Source organism: Achromobacter spanius (assembly GCF_029637605.1).
Classification (GTDB): domain Bacteria; phylum Pseudomonadota; class Gammaproteobacteria; order Burkholderiales; family Burkholderiaceae_B; genus Achromobacter; species Achromobacter spanius_E.
On the sequence record NZ_CP121261.1, the window covers coordinates 1191535 to 1216552 of the forward strand.

At 66.5% G+C, this 25018-nt stretch carries 22 protein-coding genes; 5 read left to right on the forward strand and 17 right to left on the reverse strand.

What is annotated here, in order from left to right; translation table 11 throughout:
• The 5 genes from P8T11_RS05195 to P8T11_RS05215 form a co-directional block, all read right to left on the reverse strand.
• Entirely contained in the window at window positions 1-1269 is a 1269-nt protein-coding gene (locus tag P8T11_RS05195) for an aromatic ring-hydroxylating dioxygenase subunit alpha (protein WP_268077938.1), read from the reverse strand.
• Window positions 1270-1289: 20 nt separating this feature from the next.
• On the reverse strand, window positions 1290-1781 hold the full coding sequence (locus P8T11_RS05200) for an aromatic-ring-hydroxylating dioxygenase subunit beta (protein WP_268077937.1): 492 nt from the start codon (window positions 1779-1781) through the stop codon (window positions 1290-1292).
• A gap of 41 nt (window positions 1782-1822) precedes the next feature.
• Window positions 1823-2923, reverse strand: coding sequence for a cupin domain-containing protein (locus tag P8T11_RS05205; protein ID WP_268077936.1), 1101 nt, complete (start codon window positions 2921-2923; stop codon window positions 1823-1825).
• Between the two features lie 73 nt (window positions 2924-2996).
• Window positions 2997-3995: an ornithine cyclodeaminase family protein gene (locus P8T11_RS05210; protein WP_268077935.1), complete on the reverse strand. Its 999-nt coding sequence runs from the start codon at window positions 3993-3995 to the stop codon at window positions 2997-2999.
• A complete protein-coding gene (locus tag P8T11_RS05215) occupies window positions 3988-4881 on the reverse strand; it encodes a fumarylacetoacetate hydrolase family protein (RefSeq protein ID WP_268077934.1) in 894 nt (297 codons plus the stop codon). Before P8T11_RS05215 ends, P8T11_RS05210 begins: the two co-directional genes overlap by 8 nt.
• A gap of 216 nt (window positions 4882-5097) precedes the next feature.
• Here P8T11_RS05215 and P8T11_RS05220 point away from each other — a divergent pair, with 216 nt between their 5' ends.
• The 3 genes from P8T11_RS05220 (at window position 5098) to P8T11_RS05230 (ending at window position 7200) form a co-directional block, all read left to right on the forward strand.
• Complete coding sequence (locus P8T11_RS05220) at window positions 5098-5829, forward strand: GntR family transcriptional regulator (RefSeq protein WP_268077933.1); 732 nt, start codon at window positions 5098-5100, stop codon at window positions 5827-5829.
• Between the two features lie 101 nt (window positions 5830-5930).
• Entirely contained in the window at window positions 5931-6470 is a 540-nt protein-coding gene (locus P8T11_RS05225; RefSeq protein WP_268077932.1) for a DUF421 domain-containing protein, read from the forward strand.
• A 106-nt stretch (window positions 6471-6576) separates the two neighbouring features.
• Window positions 6577-7200: a DUF4142 domain-containing protein gene (locus P8T11_RS05230; protein WP_268077931.1), complete on the forward strand. Its 624-nt coding sequence runs from the start codon at window positions 6577-6579 to the stop codon at window positions 7198-7200.
• A gap of 35 nt (window positions 7201-7235) precedes the next feature.
• On the opposite strand, the gene P8T11_RS05235 is transcribed toward P8T11_RS05230, so the two are convergent.
• The 3 genes from P8T11_RS05235 to P8T11_RS05245 are packed head-to-tail and all read right to left on the reverse strand — an operon-like array spanning window position 7236 to window position 11234.
• Complete coding sequence (locus tag P8T11_RS05235) at window positions 7236-7646, reverse strand: hypothetical protein (protein ID WP_268077930.1); 411 nt, start codon at window positions 7644-7646, stop codon at window positions 7236-7238.
• Between the two features lie 4 nt (window positions 7647-7650).
• Window positions 7651-10173, reverse strand: coding sequence for a cbb3-type cytochrome c oxidase subunit I (locus tag P8T11_RS05240; RefSeq protein ID WP_268082445.1), 2523 nt, complete (start codon window positions 10171-10173; stop codon window positions 7651-7653).
• 56 nt (window positions 10174-10229) lie between these two features.
• Window positions 10230-11234 (reverse strand): cytochrome c oxidase subunit II, encoded by a 1005-nt coding sequence (locus P8T11_RS05245; protein WP_268077929.1) that lies wholly within the window; start codon window positions 11232-11234, stop codon window positions 10230-10232.
• Between the two features lie 85 nt (window positions 11235-11319).
• Here P8T11_RS05245 and P8T11_RS05250 point away from each other — a divergent pair, with 85 nt between their 5' ends.
• Together P8T11_RS05250 and P8T11_RS05255 are read left to right on the forward strand one after the other, a co-directional pair.
• Window positions 11320-11742, forward strand: coding sequence for a c-type cytochrome (locus tag P8T11_RS05250; protein WP_268077928.1), 423 nt, complete (start codon window positions 11320-11322; stop codon window positions 11740-11742).
• The gene (locus tag P8T11_RS05255; protein ID WP_268077927.1) at window positions 11739-12620 is read left to right on the forward strand and encodes a c-type cytochrome; all 882 of its coding nucleotides are present in this window, start codon (window positions 11739-11741) and stop codon (window positions 12618-12620) included. The genes P8T11_RS05250 and P8T11_RS05255 overlap by 4 nt, the downstream gene beginning before the upstream one ends.
• A 196-nt stretch (window positions 12621-12816) precedes the next feature.
• Here P8T11_RS05255 and P8T11_RS05260 read toward each other — a convergent pair whose 3' ends face one another.
• The 9 genes from P8T11_RS05260 to ligD form a co-directional block, all read right to left on the reverse strand.
• Window positions 12817-13677, reverse strand: coding sequence for a BON domain-containing protein (locus P8T11_RS05260; RefSeq protein ID WP_268077926.1), 861 nt, complete (start codon window positions 13675-13677; stop codon window positions 12817-12819).
• Between the two features lie 377 nt (window positions 13678-14054).
• A complete protein-coding gene (pdeM, locus tag P8T11_RS05265) occupies window positions 14055-14693 on the reverse strand; it encodes a ligase-associated DNA damage response endonuclease PdeM (protein WP_418910341.1) in 639 nt (212 codons plus the stop codon).
• A gap of 169 nt (window positions 14694-14862) precedes the next feature.
• On the reverse strand, window positions 14863-17325 hold the full coding sequence (locus tag P8T11_RS05270; RefSeq protein ID WP_268077924.1) for a ligase-associated DNA damage response DEXH box helicase: 2463 nt from the start codon (window positions 17323-17325) through the stop codon (window positions 14863-14865).
• Window positions 17322-18965 carry an ATP-dependent DNA ligase gene (locus P8T11_RS05275; protein ID WP_268077923.1) on the reverse strand — a complete coding sequence of 548 codons (1644 nt, stop codon included), beginning with the start codon at window positions 18963-18965 and terminating at the stop codon, window positions 17322-17324. Before P8T11_RS05275 ends, P8T11_RS05270 begins: the two co-directional genes overlap by 4 nt.
• Window positions 18966-18984: 19 nt before the next feature.
• On the reverse strand, window positions 18985-19989 hold the full coding sequence (locus P8T11_RS05280) for a ligase-associated DNA damage response exonuclease (protein ID WP_268077922.1): 1005 nt from the start codon (window positions 19987-19989) through the stop codon (window positions 18985-18987).
• A gap of 188 nt (window positions 19990-20177) precedes the next feature.
• On the reverse strand, window positions 20178-20858 hold the full coding sequence (locus P8T11_RS05285) for a glycosyltransferase (RefSeq protein WP_268077921.1): 681 nt from the start codon (window positions 20856-20858) through the stop codon (window positions 20178-20180).
• 3 nt (window positions 20859-20861) lie between these two features.
• The gene (locus P8T11_RS05290) at window positions 20862-21455 is read right to left on the reverse strand and encodes a class I SAM-dependent methyltransferase (RefSeq protein WP_268077920.1); all 594 of its coding nucleotides are present in this window, start codon (window positions 21453-21455) and stop codon (window positions 20862-20864) included.
• Window positions 21443-22513, reverse strand: coding sequence for an acyl-CoA dehydrogenase (locus tag P8T11_RS05295; RefSeq protein WP_268077919.1), 1071 nt, complete (start codon window positions 22511-22513; stop codon window positions 21443-21445). The genes P8T11_RS05290 and P8T11_RS05295 overlap by 13 nt, the downstream gene beginning before the upstream one ends.
• On the reverse strand, window positions 22510-25017 hold the full coding sequence (gene ligD, locus P8T11_RS05300) for a DNA ligase D (protein WP_268077918.1): 2508 nt from the start codon (window positions 25015-25017) through the stop codon (window positions 22510-22512). Before ligD ends, P8T11_RS05295 begins: the two co-directional genes overlap by 4 nt.
• Window position 25018 lies beyond the last annotated feature (1 nt).

Here is a 25018-nt window from a genome sequence, read left to right on the forward strand (position 1 = left end):
TTACAACCCCATCGCCTTGCGGTAGTAGTCATAGAACGACCGGATCAGCACTTCTGTCACCATGTAATCGGCCGGCTCGGTGTCGCGTCCGCCCATTTCCACAATGCCGCGCGCCTCGGGGTAACCCGTGACGCCGATCTGCACCTGGTTCAGCATTTCGCTGTCGTCCATCGACACGAAGCCGGCCGGGCCCAGCAGGTTGGCGTGCTTCAAGCGCAGCCGGGTCATTTCCTCGTCGTCGTCCTCGTAGCCGTAGTAGGTAAAGACCAGTTCGTGCTCGGTCGGGCTGCGCGGAATGACATGGCGCGTCTTTAGCGAATTGGCCTGGATGCCGAACTGCGCGGCCGGGAACACCCAGGCGCCGCCCACGCGGCCCCGGTTGAACTCGGCGCGCGGGGTCACGGTTTCCAGGTCCAGCAATTCCAGGTCGTCGCGAAAGCGGCTCATTTCCGTGGTGGCTTCGGATTTCTTCTTGCCCTCGTTGTGCGACACCATGACGCTGTGCGCGCCGCCACCCGTGGGGATGCATTCCGACTTCGAATCCGCGCGCCACAGGCCAAAGGTGATGTAGAAGGTGTGCAGCAAGGTGGCGTGGTACGGGTCTTTCAGGTTTTCCAGGTACATCTTCCAGTTGCTGGGAATCAACTGGCGGCTGTAGCCCAACAGCTTGAGCGGCTTGCCCGGCAGCATGTGGTCAATTTCGGCCAGCACTTCGGGGCCGCAATAGTCTTCAAAGCTGGGCGCTTCTTCGGAGAACGTGGCCCAGATGGAACCGCCCCGGTTCACGCTGCGCAGTTTGCGGATGCCGTTCTGCTTGGGGTCGAAGTCGCGCGGCATGCCGCCCTTGCCCATGGCGCCGCGCCGGAACGGCACGCCTTGCAGGTTGCCGTGCAGGTCGTAGTTCCACTGGTGATACGGGCAGGTGAAGTCCGTGACGCGGCCGGTGTTCTGCCAGCAGATCTGCGCGCCGCGATGCGCGCAGCGGTTTTCCAGCACGTTCACGTCGCCGGTTTCGGTGCGCACCATGATGACCGGGCGGTTGCCGATCCAGTTGCGCTTGTAGCTGCCGGTTTCGGGCACTTCGCATTCCAGGCCCACGTAGTTCCAGGTCTGGCCCGCGAAGAACACGTCCATTTCCTTTTGGAAGATGGCGGGGTCGGTGTAGACCCAGTTGGGGATGCGCGTGTAACCCTCTTTGGGCCAGCGGCGTTCAAGGTGAATGGGGGCCGTGGCGGGCGTGTCCAGCACGGCGGAATCGGAACAGGTCATGGCTTTTCCTTCAAGCAAATTCAGATGGGCACGATCAGCGAAGTGCGCACGCGGTAGTTGTCGTACACGCAGTCGCGGCGGCTGATGGCCAGGCCGTCGGGGGTGACGCGCAGCACGTCCAGGTAGCGGCCCACCATGTTCAGGCTGGGCTCGCGATCAGACAGCGACTCCATGATGGCGAAGTTGGCTTGCGACACGATGTGGTCGCCCTGCACTTCCATCACCCGCACGCCGCTGATGAAGTGGCGCAGCGAACGCGGTTCGAACATGGTGGTTTCGCGCAGCGCGGTCACCCGGTCGCGCACCATGTTCTTGTTCATGCAATAGATCAGGCCCAGCGGCAGGCCCGCGTCGTGGTTCTCGCGGGACAGCACGCGGTAGTGGCAGTCTTCAGTGAAGTAGTCGGGCCATTCTTCAAGCCGCCCCTCATCCAGGCAAAAGGCGTAGTCGTCGTAGAAGTCACGCAGTTGCGCGCGCAGGGCCGGGGCGTCGGTCAGGTCGGTCAGGGTCATGGGGAATCCGGAGTTCATTTCGTGGGAAGGCGCGGCTTGCTTCAGGTCGCGGCCGCCAATTGCGCGCGGTTGCTTTCAAAACCGCTCTGGCTGCCCAGCGCCAGAATGGGTTCCTGCATGCGCTCCTGCCAGATCAGCGATTCCATGGCGATTTGCAGCGGGTGGTCTTGCACGGTCAGCGCGGACGTGGTTTCGGTGCCGGAATGGTGCGAATGCATGGCCCATCCGGGTGCGGACAGGATCAGGTCGCCTGCCTTCCAGTCCAGCCGCACGCCGTTGACCTTGCTGTAGCCGTTGCCGCGCAGGTAATAGTTGATGGCCGACGAGCTGTGCCGGTGCGGCACGTGGTGGTTGTCCGGCGGCGACGATGAAATGGTGGCGAAGAAACTGTGGGTGGTGCCGATGCGGCGTTCGGTGGCCGGGTTGTACAGCACGAACAAGCGGCGGCCGTTGTAGCCGCGGGCCATGTCTTCCACGGTGGGCAGATAGCGCGACACCGCTTGCCAGGGCCAGTGCAGCGCCTTGGATTCCAGCACGTCAATGTCGATCAGCCATTCATAGCCCATCAGCCACGCGCCCTCGGGCGTGATCTGTTCGCGCAGCGCCAGGTCGCGCGAGCGCGCGGCGTCGGGCGCGCGCGGCGGCACGGGCTTGGTGTTGGCGTCGGCGGGAGGCACGTTGCCGTCGAACTCTTCCACGTAGTGGATTTCCAGCTTTTCCAGCAAGGGCGCGTTCGAGTACGACAGGCGCACCCACGGCGTCTTGCCGTCGTTGCGGTACGAATGCACCTGCATGGCGGGGGTATTCCAGACGTCCCAATGCCCCACGCGTATGTCGCGGCCGGCCACGGTTGCCACGCCTTCGCCGCTGATACAGATCTCCAGCATGTTGGAGTTCTTGCGCAGGTTGTAGGTGCGTTCGCCGGGGTTGACGACGTTGATGGTCACGTCGGTGCCCGGCGCCAGCCCCAGCCCGGGCGCGGTGGCCTCGGGGTGGGTGATGAGCGAGGCGCGGCGGCCGTTGTCGGGCCGGGGCGCGTCGATCAGCCGCGCGATTTCCAGATCGATGTCCTCTTTCGGGATCACGATCGACGGCCACTTGTTCTGTTCGCGGGGGCTGGCCCCGCTGACGTCGACGAACATGCTTGTCTCCTCTTGCTTGCGGCGCGCTGGCCGAATGTCTTGTTGATGGGTATCGGGGGGCTCGGGTCAGGGATCAGGGCTGCGACAGCAGCAGGTTTTCGCGGGTCTGCGGCGGCAGCTCCACCCCCAGCCCGTGGTCGCGTGCGTGCTCGTACACCACGCGCGCCATCGTCAGGTCAGACAGGCCCATGCCCATGCCCTTGAAGATCGTCAGCCGGGCGTCGTCGGGCCGTGATTCGCCGGCCGCCAGCAATTGGCCTAGCACTGACACGCCCTGCCACGGCGTGGCGTCGGATCCGTATTGCTCGCGCAGTTCGCGCGAGCCCTTGCGGGCGTTTTCCAGGTCATCCACCACCACGCGGTCGGCCAGGCTGAACACGTCCTGCGCGAACTCGGCCTTGGCGGGCAGGATGGCGCCCACGGCGTTCAGGTGCCGGCAGTCGGCCAGCATGGCCGCGTCCACGAAGGGTTCGACCGCGCGCGTGATCAGCGTGACGATCTCGGCGTCGGCAAGCGCGTGTTCCAGACAGGGGGATGCCTGGATATCGAAGTCATACTTGCCCGCCACGCTGGCCACGAATGCCTGGCGCTTTTCCGGCGTGGGGCTGTAGACGCGCACCTGGCGCAAGGGGCGCACCGCCGCCAGCGCCGCCAGTTGCGTGACGGCTTGCGGGCCCGTGCCGATCAACGCGGCGCGGGTGGCATCGGCGGGCGCCAAAGTGCGCGTTGCCACGCCGCTGATCGCCGCCGTGCGCAACATGCCCAGCGCGCGCGCTTCGATAATGGCGCGCAGCGTGCCCGTGGCCGCATCAAACAGGCTGAACAGCGACCCGCCGCCCGCCTTGGTGTGGACCCAGGTCTTGAAACCGGCGTAACCCGCTGGCCCCGTCTGCACGGAACCCAATGCATGCATTGAGCTGCCGTCGCCCCAGGTGGCCAGCGTCTTGGGCAGGTTGCGCGCTTCTTCGCGCGCCTGCGCCACCAGCATGTCTTGCAGCGCATCGATGGCGCGATGGATGTTCAGCACCGAGACCACGTCCCGTTCCGTCAGATACCGCAGCGCATCAGCCATGCGCGTCTCCTTGTTGGGCGGGTTCGTCCGCCACCGTATTGACCAGCGTGCCGATGCCGGGGATGTCCACTTCCAGCGTGTCGCCCGCCACCATGAAGCGCGGCGGCTTGCGGCTGGAGCCCACGCCTTCGGGGGTGCCGGTGGCGATGATGTCGCCCGGCGCCAGCGGAGTGAACGCGCTGATGTAGGCAATGAGTTCGGGAATGGGAAAGATCAGGTCGGACACCTGGCCGTGCTGCATCAGCTCGCCGTTCAGGCGCGACATGACTTCCAGGCGGGACGGGTCGCCCACTTCGTCGGCGGTCACCAGCCACGGGCCGATCGCGCCGCTGCGCTCGAAGTTCTTGCCGGGCGTGACCTGCGCGTTGTGCTTTTGAAAGTCGCGCACCGAGTTCTCGGCCATACAGGTGTAGCCCGCCACGTGCGACAGCGCGTCTTGCGCCGCAATGTGGCGCCCGCCCCGGCCGATCACCACCGCCAGTTCGCCTTCGTAGTCAAAGCGGTCCGAGGCGCGCGGTTTCCACACGGGTTCGCGATGGCCCACGACGCTATCGGCAAAGCGGACAAACATGGACGGGTGCGCCGGCAGGTCGCGGCCAGCCTCGGCGCGGCCGGCTTCGGCGCGGCCAGCCTCGGCCACGTGCCGCCCATAGTTCAAGCCCACGCACAGGATCTTGCCCGGCGCGGGCACGGGGGGCAGCCATTGCAGGCCGGCCAAGGGCCTACAGGGCATGCCGTCGGCCTGGGCCGCGCCGGCAATCTCGTCCACGCCCGCTTCCAAGCCGGCGATGACGTCGGGCCAAACGTGAGTCAACACCACGACGTCGGTGTCTTGGACGACGCCCCAGGCGTTGCGCCCGGCGTCCAAGAAGCTGATGAGCTTCATTCCTGTCTCCTGTGCATGCGGCCATAAAGCATGCAGCCAACTATTCCGTTGCATGCATTCGGGCGCTTATTTGCCACCCGACCGCTGTTTTTCCGAATTATTGCATGCAATTTTGATGAATCGCAATACCAGCACCATTTTTTATTGACCGATTGCATGCAATTTTCTAGGTACACTGGGAACCCCTTTCAGACACGTTTCAGTCGACGCCTCGCTATGGCCGCACAGATCGATAAAGTGATTTCCGAACTTCGGGACATGGTGCTTTCGGGCGCTTTGCAACCCGGTGAACGGGTCGTGGAACTTCAGTTTTCGGCCCGCCTGGGCGTATCGCGCACGCCGCTGCGCATTGCGCTGACCGAACTGGAAAAAGAAGGCCTGCTGGAACGCCTGCCGTCACGTGGATTCCGCGTGCGCGCATTCACCGTGGATGAAATTGGTGATGCGGTGGATGTGCGCGGCGTGCTGGAAGGCATGGCGGCGCGGCTGCTGGCTGAACGCGGCGCCTCGCCCGAGGTGCTGGAACAACTGTCCCAAGCGGTGGAAGAAGGACGCACGCTGCTGGCGCCCGCGCGCCGCGATCCCAACACCACGGTGGACGCCCGCGCCTGGGGCCAGATCAACCGCCGCTTTCACGAAATCCTGTGCGAAGCCGCCGGCAACCGCGCCCTGCTATCCGCGCTGGAACACAACAACAAGACGCCGTTGGCGGGCCCGGCGGCGCTGACGCTGCCGTCCACCCCTTCCCTGCTGGAAACGCCTTTTGTGCTGCGGGCGCAGGCCGACCACGAAGACCTGTTGCGCGCCATCACCCGGCGCGAAGCGGTGCGCGCTGAAAACCTGATGCGCGAACACGCTTACCGCAGCCGCGAAAACAAGCGGGTGTTGCTGGAATCGCTGCGGGGCACCCTGTCGGCGCAACCGCTGTTGGCCGACCATAGCGCATAGCGACAGAACGGCCGGGCTTGTCCGAAGCCGCCCGGGCACGGCGGTTGCTGCGGCTGCAATAACGCCGCACATGTCCGCGGCACCTTCCCAAGGTTGCCAAGATGCCGGACCTAGCTGAAATTTTTTCGTTCCAGGCCGGGTTTGCCGAGATGTTCATACGCGGCACCACGATGTACTGGGTGCTGTACGCGCTACTGCGCCTGGCGGGCAGGCGCGACCTGGGGTCACTGGGAGTCGCCGACCTGTTGGTGCTGGTATTGGTGGCCGACGCAGGCGGCAATGCCATGTCGGGTGACTCGTATTCGCTGGGCGACGGCGTCATCGTGGTCACGACGATCGTGGGCTGGAGCTTCCTGCTGGACCGCCTGACGTATCGCTTCCCGGCGCTACGGCGGTTTTTGGAGCCCCAACGCATCTGCCTGGTTCGAGACGGACGCATCATCGTGTCCGGTCTGAAAAGTGAACACATCAGCCGTGGCGAATTGATGGAACAGTTGCGGCTCAAGGGCGTGGGAAACCTGGCCAAGGTGAAACGCGCTTACCTGGAATCCACGGGTGAATTCAGCATCATCAGCGCCGACGAAGATATCCCGCCGGCCCATTCCACGTTGGAAGAAAAGCAGGACCACGACCCCTGCTGAGCCGGGGTGTGCACGTTTGGCAGGAACGCGGATTGCTGGGGTACGGGTGGATCAACGCTATCCACGTGTTATCAACGGCGCACCGCGCCACCCTTGGGAGACGTACATGAAAACTCGCACCCTGACTGCCGCCCTGCTTTCGGTGTCCGTGCTTGGCGCCGGCAATTTCGCCGTGGCGCAACAAACTGCCCCGACCACACCTTCTACGGGCGCGCCCGCTTCGCCCACGACGCCCGCCACGACCGGCGCGCCCGCCGCCCCGATGGCGGCCGAGTCCAAGCTGGACAGCAATGACCGCGACTTCATTGAAAATGCCGCGCAGTCCGGGCATATGGAAGTCGAAGGCAGCAAGATGGCACTCGAGAAATCCCAGAACCCTGAAGTGAAAAAGTTTGCGCAACAGATGATTGACGACCATGGCAAGGCGGGACAGAAATTGGCCGCCCTGGCCAAGAGCAAGGGCGTGGACGTTCCCACCGATCCGTCCTTGATGCAGCAAGCAAAGTTGAAGACGCTGGGTCTGCGCGATGAAGGGTTTGACGAGGCCTATGCCGAAGGGGTGGGCGTGTCGGCCCACGAAGATGCCGTGAAGATGTTTGAACAAGCCTCGAACGAGGTCAAGGACCCCGAGTTGAAGCAGTTCGCCACGGAAACCTTGCCCACGCTGCGGCAGCACTTGGAAATGGCGAAGACGCTGGAACAAAGCGTGAAGAACGCCAAGCCGAAGTAAGTTTTTGGCGGCAAGCGAAGGCTGGCCGGCCTGCACTAGCCGCAGGCCGCCACCAGAAAGACCGGCACGGTCTGCCAGATGACCGCCAAGGCCGACAGCAAGCACAGCGCAGCGGTCAGCCAGACGTGGAAGCCGTCCAGGCCCCGCGCTCTGACCCTCCTGGCTTGCCGCGCGGCGATAAGGGCCATGGCAGCCAAGGCCAGCGCCGTGCCGGCAAGTATCAACCACGACGACAGCGGCAGGCCCAATGCGGACATCGCCAACGCAGAGCGCGGCCGCGCGCAGCCCAGGGCATTGACGATGTAGATCGCCAGGAAGTGCGTCATCCAGATCGTCGGGCCGGCGATGAGAAACAAGAGATCGGTGCCGAATGCCGTCTTCTTCGTCTTCGTGGTGTTTCCGGCGTCCCCGGTGTTTGTGGCTTCGACCGCTTTCAGGTTTTTCATGGCGCTACCCCGTCATCCGGGGAAAGGCGTGTACCAACCCCAAGCCCACCAAACCCTGCGCAACGGTGTAATGCCACATCATCATGGTGGTGTCGTAGCAGGCGCGCCGGGTGGTAGACAGCCTGCCCGCCACCGAGCGCGCCACGGTGAACACACCCATGGTGCCGGCGATCAGCGCAAAGCAGCCCTGCAAGCCGGCGATGGCGTAAACCGCCGCCGTATAGGCCGACGCTTGCGGCCGTAAGCCCTGGGTCCAGTGCCCGTGCAGTTGCACCGCGGACGCCGCCATCAACAGCGCCACGCCAAGCAAGATGCCGACCCGAACACGGCCCTGCTGCCCGTGGCGCAACCAGTTTCCGCAGCACGCAATCAGCACACTGGCTCCCAGCAACAGACCGGCCGACAGCGCGGCGCCACCGGGCGCGGCAAGGTCGGCCGCGCTTGGCCAGACCTCGGGCGACGTCGTCCACAAGAACAGATACGCGAAGCACAGCGAACCGAAAATGCTGGTGCAGACGATCACCAGCAGCACCATGGCCCAGGCGTAATGGGAGGCCATGCCCGAGCACGCCATGGGCAGCCGCAACCCTGCCCCGATGTCGACAGGCGGATGGTCCGGCCCGGTGTCCGCGTCCCATAGCCACCGCCACATCGACACCACGGCCAGCACCCCGCAAGCGCCCGCCAGCGCATGCATCTTGAAGGTCAGCAACAGGAAAAACCCCGCGGTGCCCAAGGCCGCCAAGAGCGGCGACCAACCCGGCCCGGGTAGCGGCAACACGTAGTCGGGCTGCGCTTGCGTGGCGCTGGTCACCAGCGTGGAGCGCTGCCCCGCCGGGGCGTACGGCAGGTAGTAGCGGCCCTCGGCCACATCGCGCGCCAGCCCGGCTTGGTCCCACAAGGGTTCGCGCGAGCTCACAAAGGGAATGCTGCGCAAGCCGTAGCGGCCGTTGGGCAGCCATTCCAGCGTGCCCGCGTTCCAGACGTTACCGACACCCTGGCCGCTACCCGGCCGGAAATTGCGCGCCAGGTCCCACAGAAACACCAGCACTCCCGCCGCGATCAGGTAGGAACCCACCGTGGACACCATGTTCAACAGCCCCCAGCCCTGGCTTTCGGCATAGGTGTAGACGCGTCGGGGCATGCCGGCCAGACCGGTGAAATGCATGGGAAAGAACGTCACGTTAAAGCCCACGAACATCAGCCAGAACGCCCAGCGCCCCAGCCGTTCGGACAAGGCGCGCTTGCTGATCAGGGGCGTCCAGTAATAAAACGCCGCGAACAGCGGAAACACCATGCCGCCGAACAGCACGTAGTGCAGGTGGGCCACGATGAAGTACGTGTCGTGCGCCTGCAAGTCGAACGGAATGACAGCCACCATCACGCCGGTCAGCCCGCCCAGCACAAAGATGAAGAAGAAGCCAAGAATGAACAGCATGGGCGACTTCAAGGGGCGCAGGCGCACGGCCGCCGCGATGGTGGCGATCCACGCGAACACCTGGATGGCGGTGGGCACCGACACCGCCATGCTGGCCGCCGACGCGAAGCTTAGCGACAACGCCGGGATGCCGGTGGCGAACATGTGATGCACCCACAGCCCAAAGCTCAGGAACGCGGTGCCCACCACCGCCATTACCACCAGGCGGTAACCCACCAGCGGCACGCCCGTCATGGCCGGAATGATCATGGACACCATGCCGGCCGCCGGCAGGAAGATGATGTAGACCTCGGGGTGGCCGAAGAACCAGAACAGGTGTTGCCACAGCAAGGGGTCGCCGCCGCGCTGGGTGATGAAGAACGGCATGTCGAAAGCGCGCTCCAGTTCCAGCAAGGCGGTGGCGACGATGACGGCGGGAAACGCGATGATGACCATGCCGCAGAACACCAGCATCACCCAGGCGAAGATCGGCATCTTGTCCAACGTCATGCCGGGCGCGCGGGTGCGCAGGATGCCCACCGCAAGCTCGATGGCGCCGGCAATGGCCGAGATTTCGATGAAGCCGATGCCCAGCAGCCACAGGTCGGCATTCATGGCGGGCGAGAACTGCGAGCTGGTCAGGGGCGGATACATGAACCAGCCGCCGTCGGGCGCGAGCCCCACGAAGATGCTGCAAAAGAACACCAGCCCGCCTACCGCATAGGCCCAATACGCATAGGCCGACAGACGGGGAAACGGCAGGTCGCGCGCGCCCAGCATGTTGGGCAGCAGCAGCACGGCCACGGCTTCCACGGCTGGCACGGCGAACAGAAACATCATCACCGTGCCGTGCATGGTGAATAACTGGTTGTAGAGCGCGTGGCCGATCAAGTGGCTGTCGGGCGCGGCCAACTGCGTGCGCATCAGCAGCGCCAGCACGCCGGCCAGCAGAAAGAACAGAAAGGCCGTGGCGATGTAAAGCAGCCCGATGGACGTGTTGTTGACCACCGTAAGCGACCGCCAGCCGGTTGGCGCGCGCCACACCCGTAGCAGCTCGTCGAATTCCCCGTCCGGACGCGGTGCCGGGTTGGGCAGCTTGGGCGACAGCAACGCGGCCTGTTGCGGCAAGGCTGGCGTGGCGGTGGCGAGGTGCGGGGCGTCGTCGCTCACTTCAGGCTTTCCAAATAATGGGCCACGGCGCGTAGATCCTCGCCCGGCAGTTGGTCAAAGGATGGCATGGGGTTGCCGGGCTTGATGTGCTGGCTGCCGGCGATCCAGCCGGCCAGCGCACCGACATTGTTGGGCAGCACGCCCGCCGCCAATGACAAGCGGCTGCCTACGTGCGTCAGGTCTGGTCCCAGCGTGCCGGCCGCCGACGTACCCCGCACCGTGTGACATTGGGCGCAAGCCTGTTGGAACAGACGCTCGCCCTGGCGCAGCGTGGGGCCGGCGGCGGGCGCGGCCGGCTGCGCTTGCGCGGTCAGCCAGGCCTGGAATGCGTCGGGCGCCATGGCCTGCACATCGAATTTCATGTTGGCGTGTTGCGCGCCGCAGTATTCCGCGCACTGGCCGGTGTACCTGCCCGCCCCCAACGCGCGCACGCGCAGGCGGTTGACGTGGCCGGGAATCATGTCCAGCTTGCCGCCCAGTTCGGGTATCCAGAAACTGTGGATGACGTTGTCGGACTTCAGCACGAATTCCACCCATTCCCCGGCGGGTATGCGGATGTCGTTGGCGGTTTCGAACACCGGCTTGCCCGCTGCATCCAGGTAGCGCACCCGCCACCACCACAGTTCGCCCGTGACCTCGATACGGACAGCGACCGTCGCCCCCGCGCGCGCCATGGACGACGCCTCGCTCAATACGTACACCAGCAACGCGGTCAGGGCCACCACGGGAAAGGCGATGCCCGCGCCCACGATCAGCGACGGACCCGACAAGCGCCGCCGCCACGCAACGGGGCCGAACAGGGCCACGGCGATCAGCGCGGCCACGGTCAGGAAAATCGCCGTACCGCCGATGTAGAGCACGTTGCTGATGTTGGCCACATCGCTCGCGCCCTCGCCTGCTGGCGGCGCGGGCAAGAGCGTAGGCGCACGCGCGTCGGCCGGAGCCGGCAGCGCGGCGGCAAGCACGTAGGTAGGAATGGCGGCCATGTCGGCCGTCAGCATGTGTCGTGCCTGAAAGGCGGCGTGCCGGGCGCGCGCCGCAAGGAACAAGACTTGCTGATTACGGCCGGTCTGGAGGTGAAACCCCGTGCGTATCGCTGCCCGCCCTGCTTTCGTGCTGCTTGGCGCCGCCACGCTGTCATTGCTGGCCGCCTGTGGCGACGAGCGGCCGGCGCTCACGCCGAACCTGACGGCCGCCGCCCTGCCCGAGCGGGCCGACGCCATGCGGGGCAGGCAGTGGATATCGGAATATGGCTGCCTGGCCTGCCACGCCGTGCCCTCGGTGCGGGGGCCGGCCGCGTCCGTCGGGCCGCCCTTGGGGAACGTGGGTCGGCAAGCCTATCTAACTGGCCTGCTGCCCAACACCCCCGACAATCTGGTCCGCTGGTTGATGGACCCGCCCGCCATCAATCCGCGCACGTCCATGCCCAACGTGGGCTTGAGCCAAACCGAGGCCGAGGATATCGCGGCTTTCCTGCTGTCCCTGCCCGAGTCGCGGGAGCCATCATGAGACGTTGGAAACGTGTCGCCGCGTGGTTGGTCGCCGCCATGGCCGCATCGGGCGCGGCGCTGGGCGCGGCCGTCATTTATTTCGGTTGGTACGACGTCAGCGCCACCGGCCCGCATACCGTGCCAGTTCACGCCATGCTGGACGTGGCGCTGACGCGGTCGGTCAAGGTGCGCTCGGCCGACATTGACGTGCCTGACCTGGACAGCCCGGCGCGCATTCAGCGCGGCGGTGCCTTGTTTCGCGCCCATTGCGTGCAATGCCACGGCGCGCCAGGCCTGGCGCCGGAACCCTATGCACTGGGCATGAATCCCGCGCCGGCTTCCCTGGTGGGCAGTGCCCGCGAACGCCCCGCCGCCGAGATGTTCTGGATTACGCGCCACGGCATCAAGATGACAGGCATGCCCGCCTGGCAGTACCGGCTGACGGATGAGCAGATCTGGGACATGGTGGCTTTCATGCGGGTGCTGCCCACGCTGTCGCCCGAGCAATACCGCAAACTGGCGCAGTCCGAGCCGCGCGCTTCCGAAGCGGCGTCCGGGCCCGGGCCTATGGAGGCTCCACCCCAGGCTCCATCCAAGGCCCCGCGCGTGGGTGACGCCATGGCCGGGCGGGACGCGCTGCAGCAGTACGTGTGCGTGACGTGCCACGCCATTCCCGGTGTGCCCGGCGCGCGCCACCACGTGGGGCCGTCGTTGGCCGGCATGGCGGATCGTTCCCGCATCGCGGGCGTATTGCCCAACACCCCCGACAACATGCGGCAATGGCTGCTGGACCCGCAGCAAATCAAACCGGGCACGGCCATGCCCAACTTGCAGCTACGCGAGCAGGACGCGCGCGACATCGCCGCCTTCCTGCAGACGCTTTCGAACTTTGACTAGGCCAGTTCGTTCGCCACGGGACCAAGCCCGTTCCGTAGCCACTGGACCACGCTTGTTCTGTCGCCACTCGTCTACGATTGCTGATCCCTGTGCGGCCCCGGCCTTGTGTCACATCAGGCGAAATCGCCCTCTCCCAGCATGATGGGGCCATCCGCGGGCACCCATTGCGCGCGCGCCCCGCTTGCCTTGGTGAACTTCATGAGTCTTGCTCCTGTTGTTGCTGGACGATACCCCTGCCCGCGACTCGGATCCGGTTGTCCACGTCCTGCACGCCCGCGCAGGCATCGGTGCAGTCTTCGATGCGGTGCTTGGTGCGGCGGTCGGGGGCGGTGCCCTCCAGCGTTACCCGGCCGTCAGCCACGCTGACCGATACGTCGCTGACGTCCAGCCCGCTGTGCGCCAGGTATTCGCAGACGTTTTCCCGCACGCGCTCGTCGGACCGCGTATAGCCCTTGGGGTCCGTGCGTACCGAGCCGCGGTCGCGCCACGCCGTCGGCCCACGGTTGTAGCCGCCGCGTTCCGCGGTTTCAAACGACATGCCGGGCTCGTCGCCCCCGCGTGGGCGGTCGCCGTAATAGCCGCCTTCTTCATCGCCGTAGGAGGTTGGGCCGGAATAGGACGGGTTGCGTGAGCCGTAGACTTGTTCGCGCTGATAGGACGGGTCTTCGTTGCGAAAACCGCCATAGCTGCTTTGGCCGGGGTCGGCGCTGCGGCTGCGCAGGCCGCCGCGCGTTTCCCGGGTGCCCGGGCCAGGGCGCGTGCCTTCCCCTTGGTAACCGAAGGATGGAGCGGGATCGTGCCAGGGTTCCTGACCACCCATGCCCCGGGCTTGGCGACGTCCAGTATCGGCATCGCGATAGGAGGAATCCCGATAGGGGTCACGATAGACGTCGCGATCCGGGTCACGATAGGCGCGGTAAGAGTCACGGTAGGGGTCGCCGCCAGCGCGTCCGCGTTGATGGGCCTGCCGATGCGGCTCGCCCCGTCCGGCATCGCCGCCGGGGTCACGTTCAAAGTCGTCGTCGTAGCGGGGCGAATACCTGGGGTCACGGTTCATTGTGAGTCTCCTGTGTAAGGGGTTCTGCCTCGCACGAACCGAAATGTGGCCCGTGCGGGCGCCTGCCTTGTACGCAGCAAGTCGTGTGCCGCCGCTGCGACCCCCGCCATGAATGGGATGGAGACCCGCGCTGCAGGCCAAATCCGGCACTTCTTACAACGGCGGTAATAAGTGCCAGGTCGCACCGCGCGGCCGTGGCACGTAGGATGGGTGGAGCGCGGCAGAACAGCGAAAAGAACGCAATTGCCAGCCGCGCGAAACCCATCACGCAACGCCCCAATTCTTCCGCACCCTTGCCACATCACAACCGTTGCATGATGGGTTTCGCGCGTTCGGCGATGTGGTTCTGGCAACGACCCTGCCGCGCTGCACCCATCCTACCGGTGCAGGGCCACCACGCTGCCTTCCACACATGCCGCCAGGGCGTGGCCGTCTTCGGGTTTACCTTCCACACTCACCGCGTAGCCGCCCGTGAACGCCGAAAACGCGGGCAAGACCGTGATGCCGGGGCGCAACCAGAACGCGGGCCAATCGCGCGGCACGCCGGGCAGCCGGGTTTTGGGATGCACGTGTCCGGCGATGACGTGGCGGCCGTGCGGATCCGGCTGCGGCAGATGGCGGAACACAAAGGGGCCATCGACGTGCGCTTCGCCGAGTTGCCGCATGCCCAGCGCCGCCCCTTCCAGCGCACGGTCGTGGTTGCCCGCCAGCACCGCGACATCCAGCGCGGCATGGGCGCGCCGCCATGCTTCCCAATCTTCACGCCAGCCCGCTTGCGACATGGGGCCGTGCAGCACGTCGCCCACCACCCATAGCTCGCGCGCGCCGGTGTCATGCACCAGACGGGTCAGACGGTCCAGGTCGGCCTGGGTGGCGCCGCGTGGCACGGCGATGCCCGCCTGGCGGAACACATGGCTCTTGCCCAGGTGCAAGTCGGCAATGACCAGCCGCGCGCGCGCCGGCCAGTACAAGGCGCGCTGGCCCAGCAACAGTACGGCTTCGCCTGCGAGGCTGATGGCTAGGGTGCCGTCATGAGCGCTGTCAGATTCAGTGTGAGGCCCGCTGCCAGGTCTGCTAGCTGACCTGGTGTCGGGTCCACTGTCAGGTCGGCGGCCAGAACCGCTATCAGGTCCGTCGTCAGGCCCGCTGTCAGGTCTGCCAGCAGTCCGCCCTCCAGAAATATCATCACCCGATTCCGGCATAGCGCTTCTCCAGTTGCGCGGCGGCGCGCTTGACCCGTGCCTGCCAGCTTTCCGTGCTGAGCTGCCCGCGCAGGCTTTCTGTCCATAGCGGAAACGACAAGGGCGTCAGCGCGCGGGGTTGGCACAGGTCCAACGCGCGCGATTCGCAATCTTGCAGGGCCGCCAGCAGGCGCGGCGCTTCCAACTGCTGTTCAAACACTTCGCGCTCGGCTTGCGCCAGCAACAGGTGGCCGGGGTCGTACCGCCGCAGCACGTCATACAGCAGGCCGCTGGACGCCTGCACCTGGCGCAGCGAACGGGCCGCCCTGCCCGGCAGCGACGGCGTCAACAAGCCTGCGACCCGCGCAATTTCCCGGAACTGCCTGCGGGCAAGCTCGCCCAGGTTGACGCCGTCGCGCAGGTCGGCGGCCATGTTCTCGGGACTGATCAGTTGGCGCAGCAGCGCGTCGTCCAGCAAGGCGGGTTCGGCCAACGTCAACATCAGGCCGTAATCATTGACCGTATAGGAAAAGGTATTGGACTGAAGCCGGCCCCAGCGCAGCGCGACCATGGCGGCCATGCCTTCGTGGACGGCGCGGCCGGCGAACGGAAACAGAAAGACGTGCATGCCTCGCCGCGTGGCGATGCGTTCGGCCAGTAGCCTGCCTGGCGCCGGCAGCGCGCTGGCTGCGCGTTGAATGCGCAGCAAGGGTTCTACCGCGCGCATTTCCGGGTGGTCCCCGGGTTCGGCATACAGGCCCTGCACTTCGCGCGCCAGTTGCGTGGACAGCGGCATGCGCCCGCCCTGCCACGTTGCCACCGGCCCATCGCCCCCCTTGGCCCGCCGCACATAGGCCGTCATGCCTTCCAGGCGCACCAGTTCCAAGGTGCGGCCGGCAAACTGGAAACGGTCGCCCGGCCGCAACCGCGCCAGAAAACCTTCTTCGACCGAGCCCAGCCCGCCTCCCCGCAAATACTTCACCGACACGGCGCCGTCCGCGGTGATGGTGCCGATGGACAAGCGATGCCGCAGCGCGATGCGGCGGTCGTGCACGCGGTAGCAGCCGTCATCATCTTTTTCCACGCGGCGGAATTCCGGATAGTTGGACAAGGCGCGGCCGCCCTGCACGATGAAGTCCAGCACCGCCTGCCAGGTGGCCGCGTCCAGCTCGGCATAGGCGTGGGTGCCGCGCACTTCGTCAAACAGCGCATCGGCCTTGAAGCCGCCGCCCAGCGCCAGCGTCACGGCATGTTGCGCCAGCACGTCCAGGCTGCCGCGCGGCGGGGCGCGCGATTCGATTTCGCCCCGCGCGATGGCCTGGCGCGCGGCGGCGTATTCAATCAATTCCAGCGCCTGCGCGGGCACGCACAGCGCATGGCCGGATTCGCCTGGGCGATGCTTGGCCCGCCCTGCCCGCTGCAACAGCCGCGCCACGCCCTTGGGGCTGCCGACTTGCAACACCTGGTCCACCGCCGGAAAGTCCACGCCCAGGTCCAGGCTGGACGTCGCCACCACGCAGCGGATGCTGCCATCGCGCAGGCCTTGTTCGGCGCGGGTGCGCAGCGCCGGGTCCAGTGAACCGTGGTGCAGCGCCAGCGTGGCCGGGTCTTCCGGCCAGATCGATTCCAGCGCGCGGTGCCAAAGCTCGGCCTGCGCGCGGGTGTTGGTGAACAGCAGGCTGGCCCGCACGTCGAACAGCCGCTTGTACACGCGCGGCAATTGAGACAAGCCCAGATGCCCGGCCCAGGGCAGCGCGCCGCTGCGCTCGGGCAACAAGGTGGACAGCGTCACCTTGCGCGGCCGCGCGCCCGCCACCAGTGCGCTCTGCGGCCGATGCGGCAGCAGCACGTCGCGGGCTTCGTCCAGATTGCCCAAGGTGGCCGACAAGCCCCAAGTGCGCAAGGCGGGCGACAGGTGTCGCAGGCGGGCCAGGCACAGTTGCAGCAACACGCCGCGCTTATTACCCAGCAGCTCATGCCATTCGTCGACCACCACCGCGCGCAGCGCCCGAAAGCGCGACGAGGCATCCGCGTAAGACAAGAGCAGCGCCAGCGATTCGGGCGTAATGACCAGCACGTCGGCCTTGCCTTGGCGGGCCAGGCGCTTGTCGCGCGCGCTGGCGTCGCCCGTGCGCAAGGCCACGGTCCAGCTCAGTCCCAGCTCGCTTGCCGTCTGCGCCAGGGCGCGGGCGGTGTCGGTGGCCAGGGCGCGCAGCGGCGTCACCCAGAGCACCCGGGGGCCTTCGCCCGTTGTGGGGTGCGCCATATCCGGGTTCGCCAAGGCTTCCAATACCGGCCCACCGAAAGCCGCCAGCGTCTTGCCGCTACCGGTAGGCGTGTGCAGCAAGCCGGATTCGCCCGCCAGATACCGCCGCCAGGTTTCACGCTGAAATGCCGCCGCCCGCCAGTCGCGCGCCTTGAACCAGGCCGCCAGCGGCGCATCCCAGCCGCGTGCGCGGGGTGTCATCGCGCCAGCGCCTTCAGCGTGTCCAACTGGTCGGCCTCGGCGGCGGGCTTGTCGCGCCGCCATCTGAGGATGCGCGGAAAGCGCACGGCCACGCCCGACTTGTGGCGCTTGGACAGGTTGACGCCTTCAAACCCCAGCTCGAACACCTGCACCGGCTCCACCGAGCGCACAGGGCCGAAGCGTTCGCGCGTGTGGGCGCGCAGCCAGCGGTCGAGCTCCAGGATCTCCTTGTCGTCCAGCCCGGAATACGCCTTGGCGATGGGCACCAGCGCATCCCCTTGCCAGAGGCCGAAGGTGTAGTCGGTGTACAGGGTGCTGCGGCGGCCGTGGCCGGATTGCGCATACAGCAGCACGGCGTCGATGGTCAGCGGGTCGATCTTCCATTTCCACCAATCGCCGCGCCGCCGTCCGCTTTGGTAGCTGGCGGCGGCGCGCTTGAGCATGAAGCCTTCCACGTCGCGCTCGCGGGATTCCAGGCGCAGTTCGGCGGCGGCTTCCCAACTGCCCGGCGCCACCGTAGGCGATAGCGACAAGCGCGGGTCGGGATGGCGGCGCAGCAGCGCTTCCAACATGGCGCGGCGCTCGGCCTGGGGCCGGTCGCGCAGGTCGGCGCCGTTTTCCTCCAGCAGGTCGTAGGCCAGCATTCGAACCGGCGCTTCCGCCAGCCACTTGGGACCGGGCTTCAGCCGTTGGATGCGGGTTTGCAAGGCCGAAAACGGCATCGGTCCGGTGGCGTCTTCCTGCCAGGCCAGCAACTCACCGTCCAGCACGCAATCCACTTCCAGCGCGTGGGCGGCGGCTTCGACTTCCGGAAAGCGACCATCCAGCCGTTCTTCGCCGCGCGACCACAGCGCCACCTCGCCGTGGCGGCGGATCAACTGGGCGCGGATGCCGTCCCATTTCCATTCGATCAGCCAATCATCGATGGGCCCCAGCTTGTCCGGCTCGCCTTCCAGGGGCGAGGCCAGAAAGAACGGGTACGGCTGCTGGCGGTCGCCGGGCAAGGCTTCGGTGCTTAGCAGATCGCGCAGAAACGCGGGGCTGGGCGTCCACGTGCCCAGCATGCGTTGCGCGATACGGGCAATGGGCACGCCCGACATCTCGGCCAGCGCCTGCTGCACCATGCGCTGCGACACACCCACCCGCAGCGCGCCGGTCAACATCTTGTTGAACACCAGGCGCTGGTCGAACGGCAGGCTGCGCCAGGCCGGCACGATGATGTCGCGGCGCTCGGTTTCGTCACGGTTGGCGGCGGGCAGCAGCACTTCTTCGATCCAATCGGCCAGGCCGCGCTCGGGGCTTGGCTGCCCGGGGCTATCCCGCACGGAATCGGAGTCGGGGTCTGGTTCGGGATCCGGCATCAGCAGCGCCAGCGTTTCGGCCAGGTCGCCCACCTGGTCATAGCTGGCGTCCAGCAACCAGGGCGGCGTGCCGGACGCGGCGGCGGCCCAGGCGCGCAGCTCGGCCACGCCAGCGATCTTGCGGCGTGCGCTGCTGATCTTGCCGCCCGCCAGCAGGTACAGCGCCCAGACCGCGTCGCGCGGTGGCGCATCGCGAAAGTACGCCACCAATGCCGCCCGCTTGTCCAAGGTGGCGGTACTACGGTCCAGTTCCTGATACAGCGCCGCGAATCGCTTCATGCTGGGCTTGGCCTCCGGATCAATCGTCTTCGCCGTACTGGGTGGCCAGCGTTTCGGCCGCCGTGCCGGCGTCGTTCAGCGTGCGGACCAGCGCGTCCGTATCCCCATGCGTGGCGATGACGCGGCGCGCGCCCGTTTCGTGGATGGTGCGCAGCAGGTCCGGCCAATCGGCGTGGTCCGACACCACAAAGCCCCGGTCCATGTTGCGCCGCCGGCGGTTGCCCCGCAAACGCATCCAGCCCGACGCAAAGCCGTGCTGCGCGCGCCGGAATCGCCGAAGCCAGGCGCTGCCCGCGGCCGACGGTGGCGCCAGGATCAGTTCGCCCGCAAAGCCCGATCCGGACGCGGCCGGCGCGCCGTCGGCGTCGATGACCAGACGCGTGTCCGCCATGTGGATGCCCGCCTGCCGGTATACGTCCACACCCGCCGCGATGGCGCCGTGCAAATAAACGGGCCGATCGATCCAGGGCGCCAGTTCGGCCAGCACGCGTTGCGCCTTGCCCAGCGCGTAGCAGTACAGAATGGCGGCCTCGCCCCGGGCGGCGCACAGGTCGCGCCATTGCACGATGTCGCGCGCCACCTCGGCCGTGTCGGGCCAGCGGTAGATGGGCAAGCCGAACGTGGCTTCGGTGATGAAGGTGTCGCAAGGCACGACTTCAAACGGGCTGCAAGTGGGGTCCGGCTGGCGTTTGTAGTCGCCCGACACCACCCAGACCTGCCCGTCAGCTTCGATGCGGACTTGCGCCGACCCCAGCACGTGGCCGGCCGGGTGCAGGGAGACGCGGGCGTTGCCCAGCGTGAACACCTGTCCGTAGTCGTGAATGCGATAGTCCTGGTCGCCCAGGCGCCACTGCAAGATGGGCAGGCCTTCGGCACTGGTGTGATAGCAGCCCATGCCCACGCGGGCGTGGTCGCCGTGGCCGTGGGTAAGCACGGCGGTGGCGACCGGCCGCCAGGGGTCGATGTAGAACTGGCCGGCCGGGCAATACAAGCCTTCAGGCCGCCATTGCACGACGTCGGGCATTGAAAGTTCCTTGGGCATGAGTTGTGCTGATAGGCATGGTGTGTGGCACTTTCACGATACTTCAAGAGGTCTTATGCGAACCAAGCACATTCTGACGATCCTGGTGTTGGTGGTGGCGGTGGCGGTGATCATGTCGATGGCGCCGTGGTGATGATCCAGGCGCGGTCCGGTCACGGCGGGATGCGTGATTAGCCATCCAACTCATTGGCCAACTTCCAGCCGCCACGCAGGGCGCTTGCGAAGCCGCCCTCCACGCGGGAATGCGGGCGCGCGCTGGTGGTCACGCGCGGCAGGCATGACCACGCAATCCGCGCCCCACCCTGCTCCAGCTTGTCCACCAGCGCCTGGTCTTCGCTGCAAGACAGCGCATCAAAACCCCCAATGCGGCAATACGCGCCCGCTTCGATACCCAGGTTGGCGCCATGTACGTGCCGATGTCCGTCGCGATCCTGGTATTGCCGGGTAAACGTCTGATGCGCCTGGGCCGCACGCAGACCATGCTCGCGCCAACCCGTCACGCCGACCGTGCCGCACACGACTTCCGCATTCAAGGACAACTGATCCACCAGCCAGCGCGGCGATACGCGGGTGTCGGCGTCGGTGAAGGCCAGCCAGCGCGCACCGGCTTGCAGCAGATCGCGCGCGCCTTGCGCGCGGGCCACCCCGACATTGCGCGCGCCGATCGCCAGGCTATGCACCGGCCACGCCCCGATCAACTGCGCCGTGCGGTCCACGCAATGGTCCAGCACCACCACCACGCGCACCGCTTCGGCGCGCAGCCTTGGGTGCCGCGCCGCCCGCAGCACGGAACGCAGGCAGGCGGTAATGTGGCGTTCTTCGTTATGGGCCGGAATACAGATGCCGATCATGGCTCACCCATCCTGTTGTCTGTGCCACCCGTCCAGCGCAAACGCGCTTTCCTGGTGCTTGAAAATCGGTACGAGTCCACGCAGGGACCCTAGCGCCGCATGCAAGGCATCGGTGGTTTGCAGGCGGTCATCAAAGTCAGGCCGGAAGTGGCAGGCCACCAGTTCGCCATCGTTGGCCAGGCAGCGGTCCACGCCTTGCAGGAACAGGGCCAACGCGGCGTCGTCCAGGTAATACGCCAGTTCCGACACGATGATCAGGTCAAACCCGCCGTGGGGCACGGGCGGCCACGCGCGCGGCAGGTCCAGCGGCAGTGTGTCGACGTGTTTGATGCCTTGTTCCGCCAGCCGCGCGTGGCAGCGGCTGAGCGCGGTGCCGGCGAAATCCACCGCGCAGACGCGCCGACAGCGCGCGGCCAGCGGCAAGGTCAGGTCACCGTTGCCGCAGCCCGGCTCGAAGGCATGGCGGTAATGTTCCCGCCCCAGCGCCGCCAACAGCAGCGCGCGCTTGCGCCTTTCATACCAGGCGCTGCCCGCGCACCAGGGGTCGGCGTGCTGGCGGTACAGCGTTTCGAAATGGTCCACGCCTACAACTGCCACGGCGGTTCCTCCTGATTGCAAACCAGCCGCCCCAGTGCCGCCTGATCGCGTTCCGCGTGGCTTTGGCGAATGAATACGGGTAGATCGGCCATCACCTGCGCGAAGCCGGCGTCGCGGCACAGCGGCCCGGCGCCCAGCGCCCGCCCTGCCCGCGTGACTACCTCGCTGGCGGCGGCCTCGACAGCCAGCCGCGCCCGGGCGCAGGCCAGCGCGCAGGCATCCGCCGGGTTCGCGTCGATGAGGGCGGCGGCGTCGCGCAACACGGCGCGCGCCTGCGCCATGGCCACGTCGATGGCGCCCAGATGGGCCAGCCGGTGCGGGTTTGCCAGCCCCGGGTTTGCTGACGCTGAGTTTGCCGCCTCTGGGGCCGTGGCAGCGTGCAGCGTGGACGCGATACGGGTCAAGCCGCCATACCAGCATGCCGCGACGCCCGCGCCGCCATGCTGAAAGCCCGGCCGGTTCACGTAGGCGCCCGGCGAGCCGATTGGCTGGCACACTGCGTCATCGAACACCACGTCGACGCTGGCCGACGCGCGCATGCCTACCGCGTGCCAACCGTCGTTGGTGACCGTCACGCCGGGCTGGTCCAGGGCTACTGCCGCCAGACAAGGTTCGCCGGCGGGGTCCCAAGCGCTGACCAGCGCATGGCTGATCGTAGCGGCGCCAGAACACCATGCCTTCACGCCGCGCAGACGGGCGCTGCCGTCAGGCTGCGGGACCAGCGCCACGCGGTATGCCGGCGGCTCGGCGCACCACACGCCCCAGCGACTGCCCAAGGGCGCGTCAGGCGTCAGGCCGAGTTCGGCAAATATCGCCAAGGCATCCGTGTGCCCTTCATACAGTTTGACCAAGCTGAGGTCCACGGCGGCCACGCGGGCCAGCGCCTGCCAGCGGGCCAGCGTGGCGCCGGACCCCGGTAGCGGCAAGTGGTCACAGCCGGCATTAACCAGTCGGCGCAAGGCCATGCCAGGATCAGGCGGCTCGGCCATCTCACTCAACACGCGGCGGATGGCGGCCAACGGCGCGCTGGGCAACAGAATCGCGGGCCGGCTTGTCATGACTTCCCGCGCTTGAAACCCAGCGCATCCATGGCCGGCCCCACCGCTTGCAGTGCATAGCCATCCCAGGGTGCGTTGCCCGCGTCCAGGCGCTCATGAATGTTGCTGATGGTCCAGTGCGCGCCGCTGGAAAGCTTGTCCAGCTCGTCCCACGCCACCGGTACCGACACGCCCATGCCGGGCCGCGCCCGCGCCGACCACGCGGACACCGTGGTTGCGCCAAAGCCATTGCGCAGGTAGTCGGCAAAGATCTTGCCCACGCGATTCCTGGGGCCGCTCTTGGCCACGAAGATCTGCGGCAAGGTGCGAGCCAGATGCACCACCACGGTTTGCGCGAAAGACTTGATGGTGTCCCAATCGTATTGACGGCGCAGCGGCACGACCACATGCAAGCCCTTGCCGCCGCTGGTTTTCAGCCAGGATGCCAGGCCTAGTTCGTCCAGCATGGTGTGGACCAGGCGGGCCGCCTGCTGCATCGTTGCCCACTTGACGCCTTCGCCGGGGTCCAGGTCGAACAGCATGCGGTCGGGCTTGGTGATGGCCGTTTTTACGGCATTCCAGGTATGGAACTCCACCACGTTCATCTGCACGGCCGACATGATGGCTTCGGCGGTGGGCACTTCTAGCAGCGGCGGGTGGTCCGGGTCCAGCTTCGTGGGTAGCGACTTCACGCCCGGCATGGCGGCTTCCAGGTGCTTCTGGAAGAAAAGCTGCCCGTCAATACCGGAAGGCGCGCGCAGGAAGGACACGGGGCGGCCTTTCAGGTGGTCCAGCATCAGCGGCGCAACCAGGCCGTAGTAGCGCGCCAGGTCCAGCTTGGTCAGTTTGGTCGACGGGTCGATAACGCGCTCGGGGTGCGTCAGCCGCGCGGGTTTGGCGCGCGCGGGAGCCGCGGCCTGGGGCTTGGTGGTGGATTTTGTGGTGGGTTTGGCGGAAGACCTGGCCCGGGGCTTGGCGGTGCTGGCGGCTTGTGACCGGGGCGGCGCCGCCGGCTTTTCCCGTGTGATCTGGCTGGGCGGCTTGTCTTGTCGCAAGCCCCGAAACACCGAATGGCGGATGTGCCCGCCGCTGGTCCATTCGCCGAACGACACTTCGGCTACCAGCTCCGGCTTGACCCACTGCACCCCTTTTGCCTGCCCGCCGCTGACGGGCTTCTTGTCGGTTTCAAGGGCGGACAGGGTCTTGTGCAGCGCAATCAGCCCCTGACGGTCAAAGCCGGTGCCGACTTTGCCCGCATAGCGCAAGGCCCCGTCGTCTTCATGCACGGCAAGTAGCAAGGCGCCCAGACCTTCGCGCGCGCCTTGCGGGGCGGTATAGCCCACGATGACGAATTCCTGCCGCTTGGCGCACTTGATCTTCAGCCAGCTATCGCTGCGCCGCGACACATAGGGCGCTGACTGGCGCTTGGCCATGATGCCTTCCAGGCCCATCTTGCAGGCCGACGCCACCAGGTTCGACGGCGTTTCCTTGAACGCTACGCTAAAGCGCAGAAAGTCGTCGGCGGCGGTGCCCATCAATTGCGCCAGCAGGTCACGGCGCACGGTCAGCGGCTCTTCGCGCAGGTCGCGGCAGCCAATGAACGGCAGGTCAAAGGCGTAGAACACAATGTCGCCGGTGCGATCGCTGTCAAACGCGTTTTGCAGCGCCTGGAAGTTGGGCACACCCTGGTCGTTCAGCACGACGACCTCGCCATCCACCCAGGCCCATTTGGCGGGCAGTTTGGCAAAGGCCTGAACGATGTGCGGCAGCTTGGCGCTCCAGTCGTGACCGTTGCGCGTGTACAGCTTGACCGAGTCGCCCTCGATGCGCACCAGCAAGCGGTAGCCGTCGAACTTCAGTTCGTACAGCCAGTCTTCCGCGTGCGGCGGCAGGCCGTCTACCAGCGTGGCAAGTTGGGGCTTGAATGAGGTGGGCAGATCGGCGGACCGGCCGGGCAGTTTATCGGGCACGGCAGCGCGCAGCGGCACCACGCTGTCCGGCATTTCGTCCACCACGCTGAACTCGCGTTCCGGGCGCGCATAGGCGTCGCGGTCCTTGATCAGCAGCCACGGCGGCTGCTTGTCGCCTTGCTTGCCCTTCATGCGCACCAGCGCCCATCGGCCCTGCATTTTCTTGCCTTGCAGGTCGAACTTCAGATGGCCCTCGCGGTAGCCTTTGCGCGCATCACCCACGGGCGTCCAGACCCCTTCGTCCCAGATGATGACTTTGCCCGCGCCGTATTGGCCTTCCGGAATCTGGCCTTCAAACTGGTTGTAGGCGATGGGGTGGTCTTCCACCTGCACGGCCATGCGCTTGACCGAGGGGTCGAAACTAGGCCCTTTGGGCACCGCCCAGCTTTTCATGGCGCCGTCCAGCTCCAGACGAAAGTCGTAGTGCAGCCGACTGGCCCAGTGCTTCTGGATGACGAAAGCGCGCGCGGACTCGTTTGCCTGACCGCCCTCCGCGGGTTCGGTGGTCACCTTGAAGTTGCGCTTTTCCCGGTAGGTTTTAAGACTGTCGGCCATG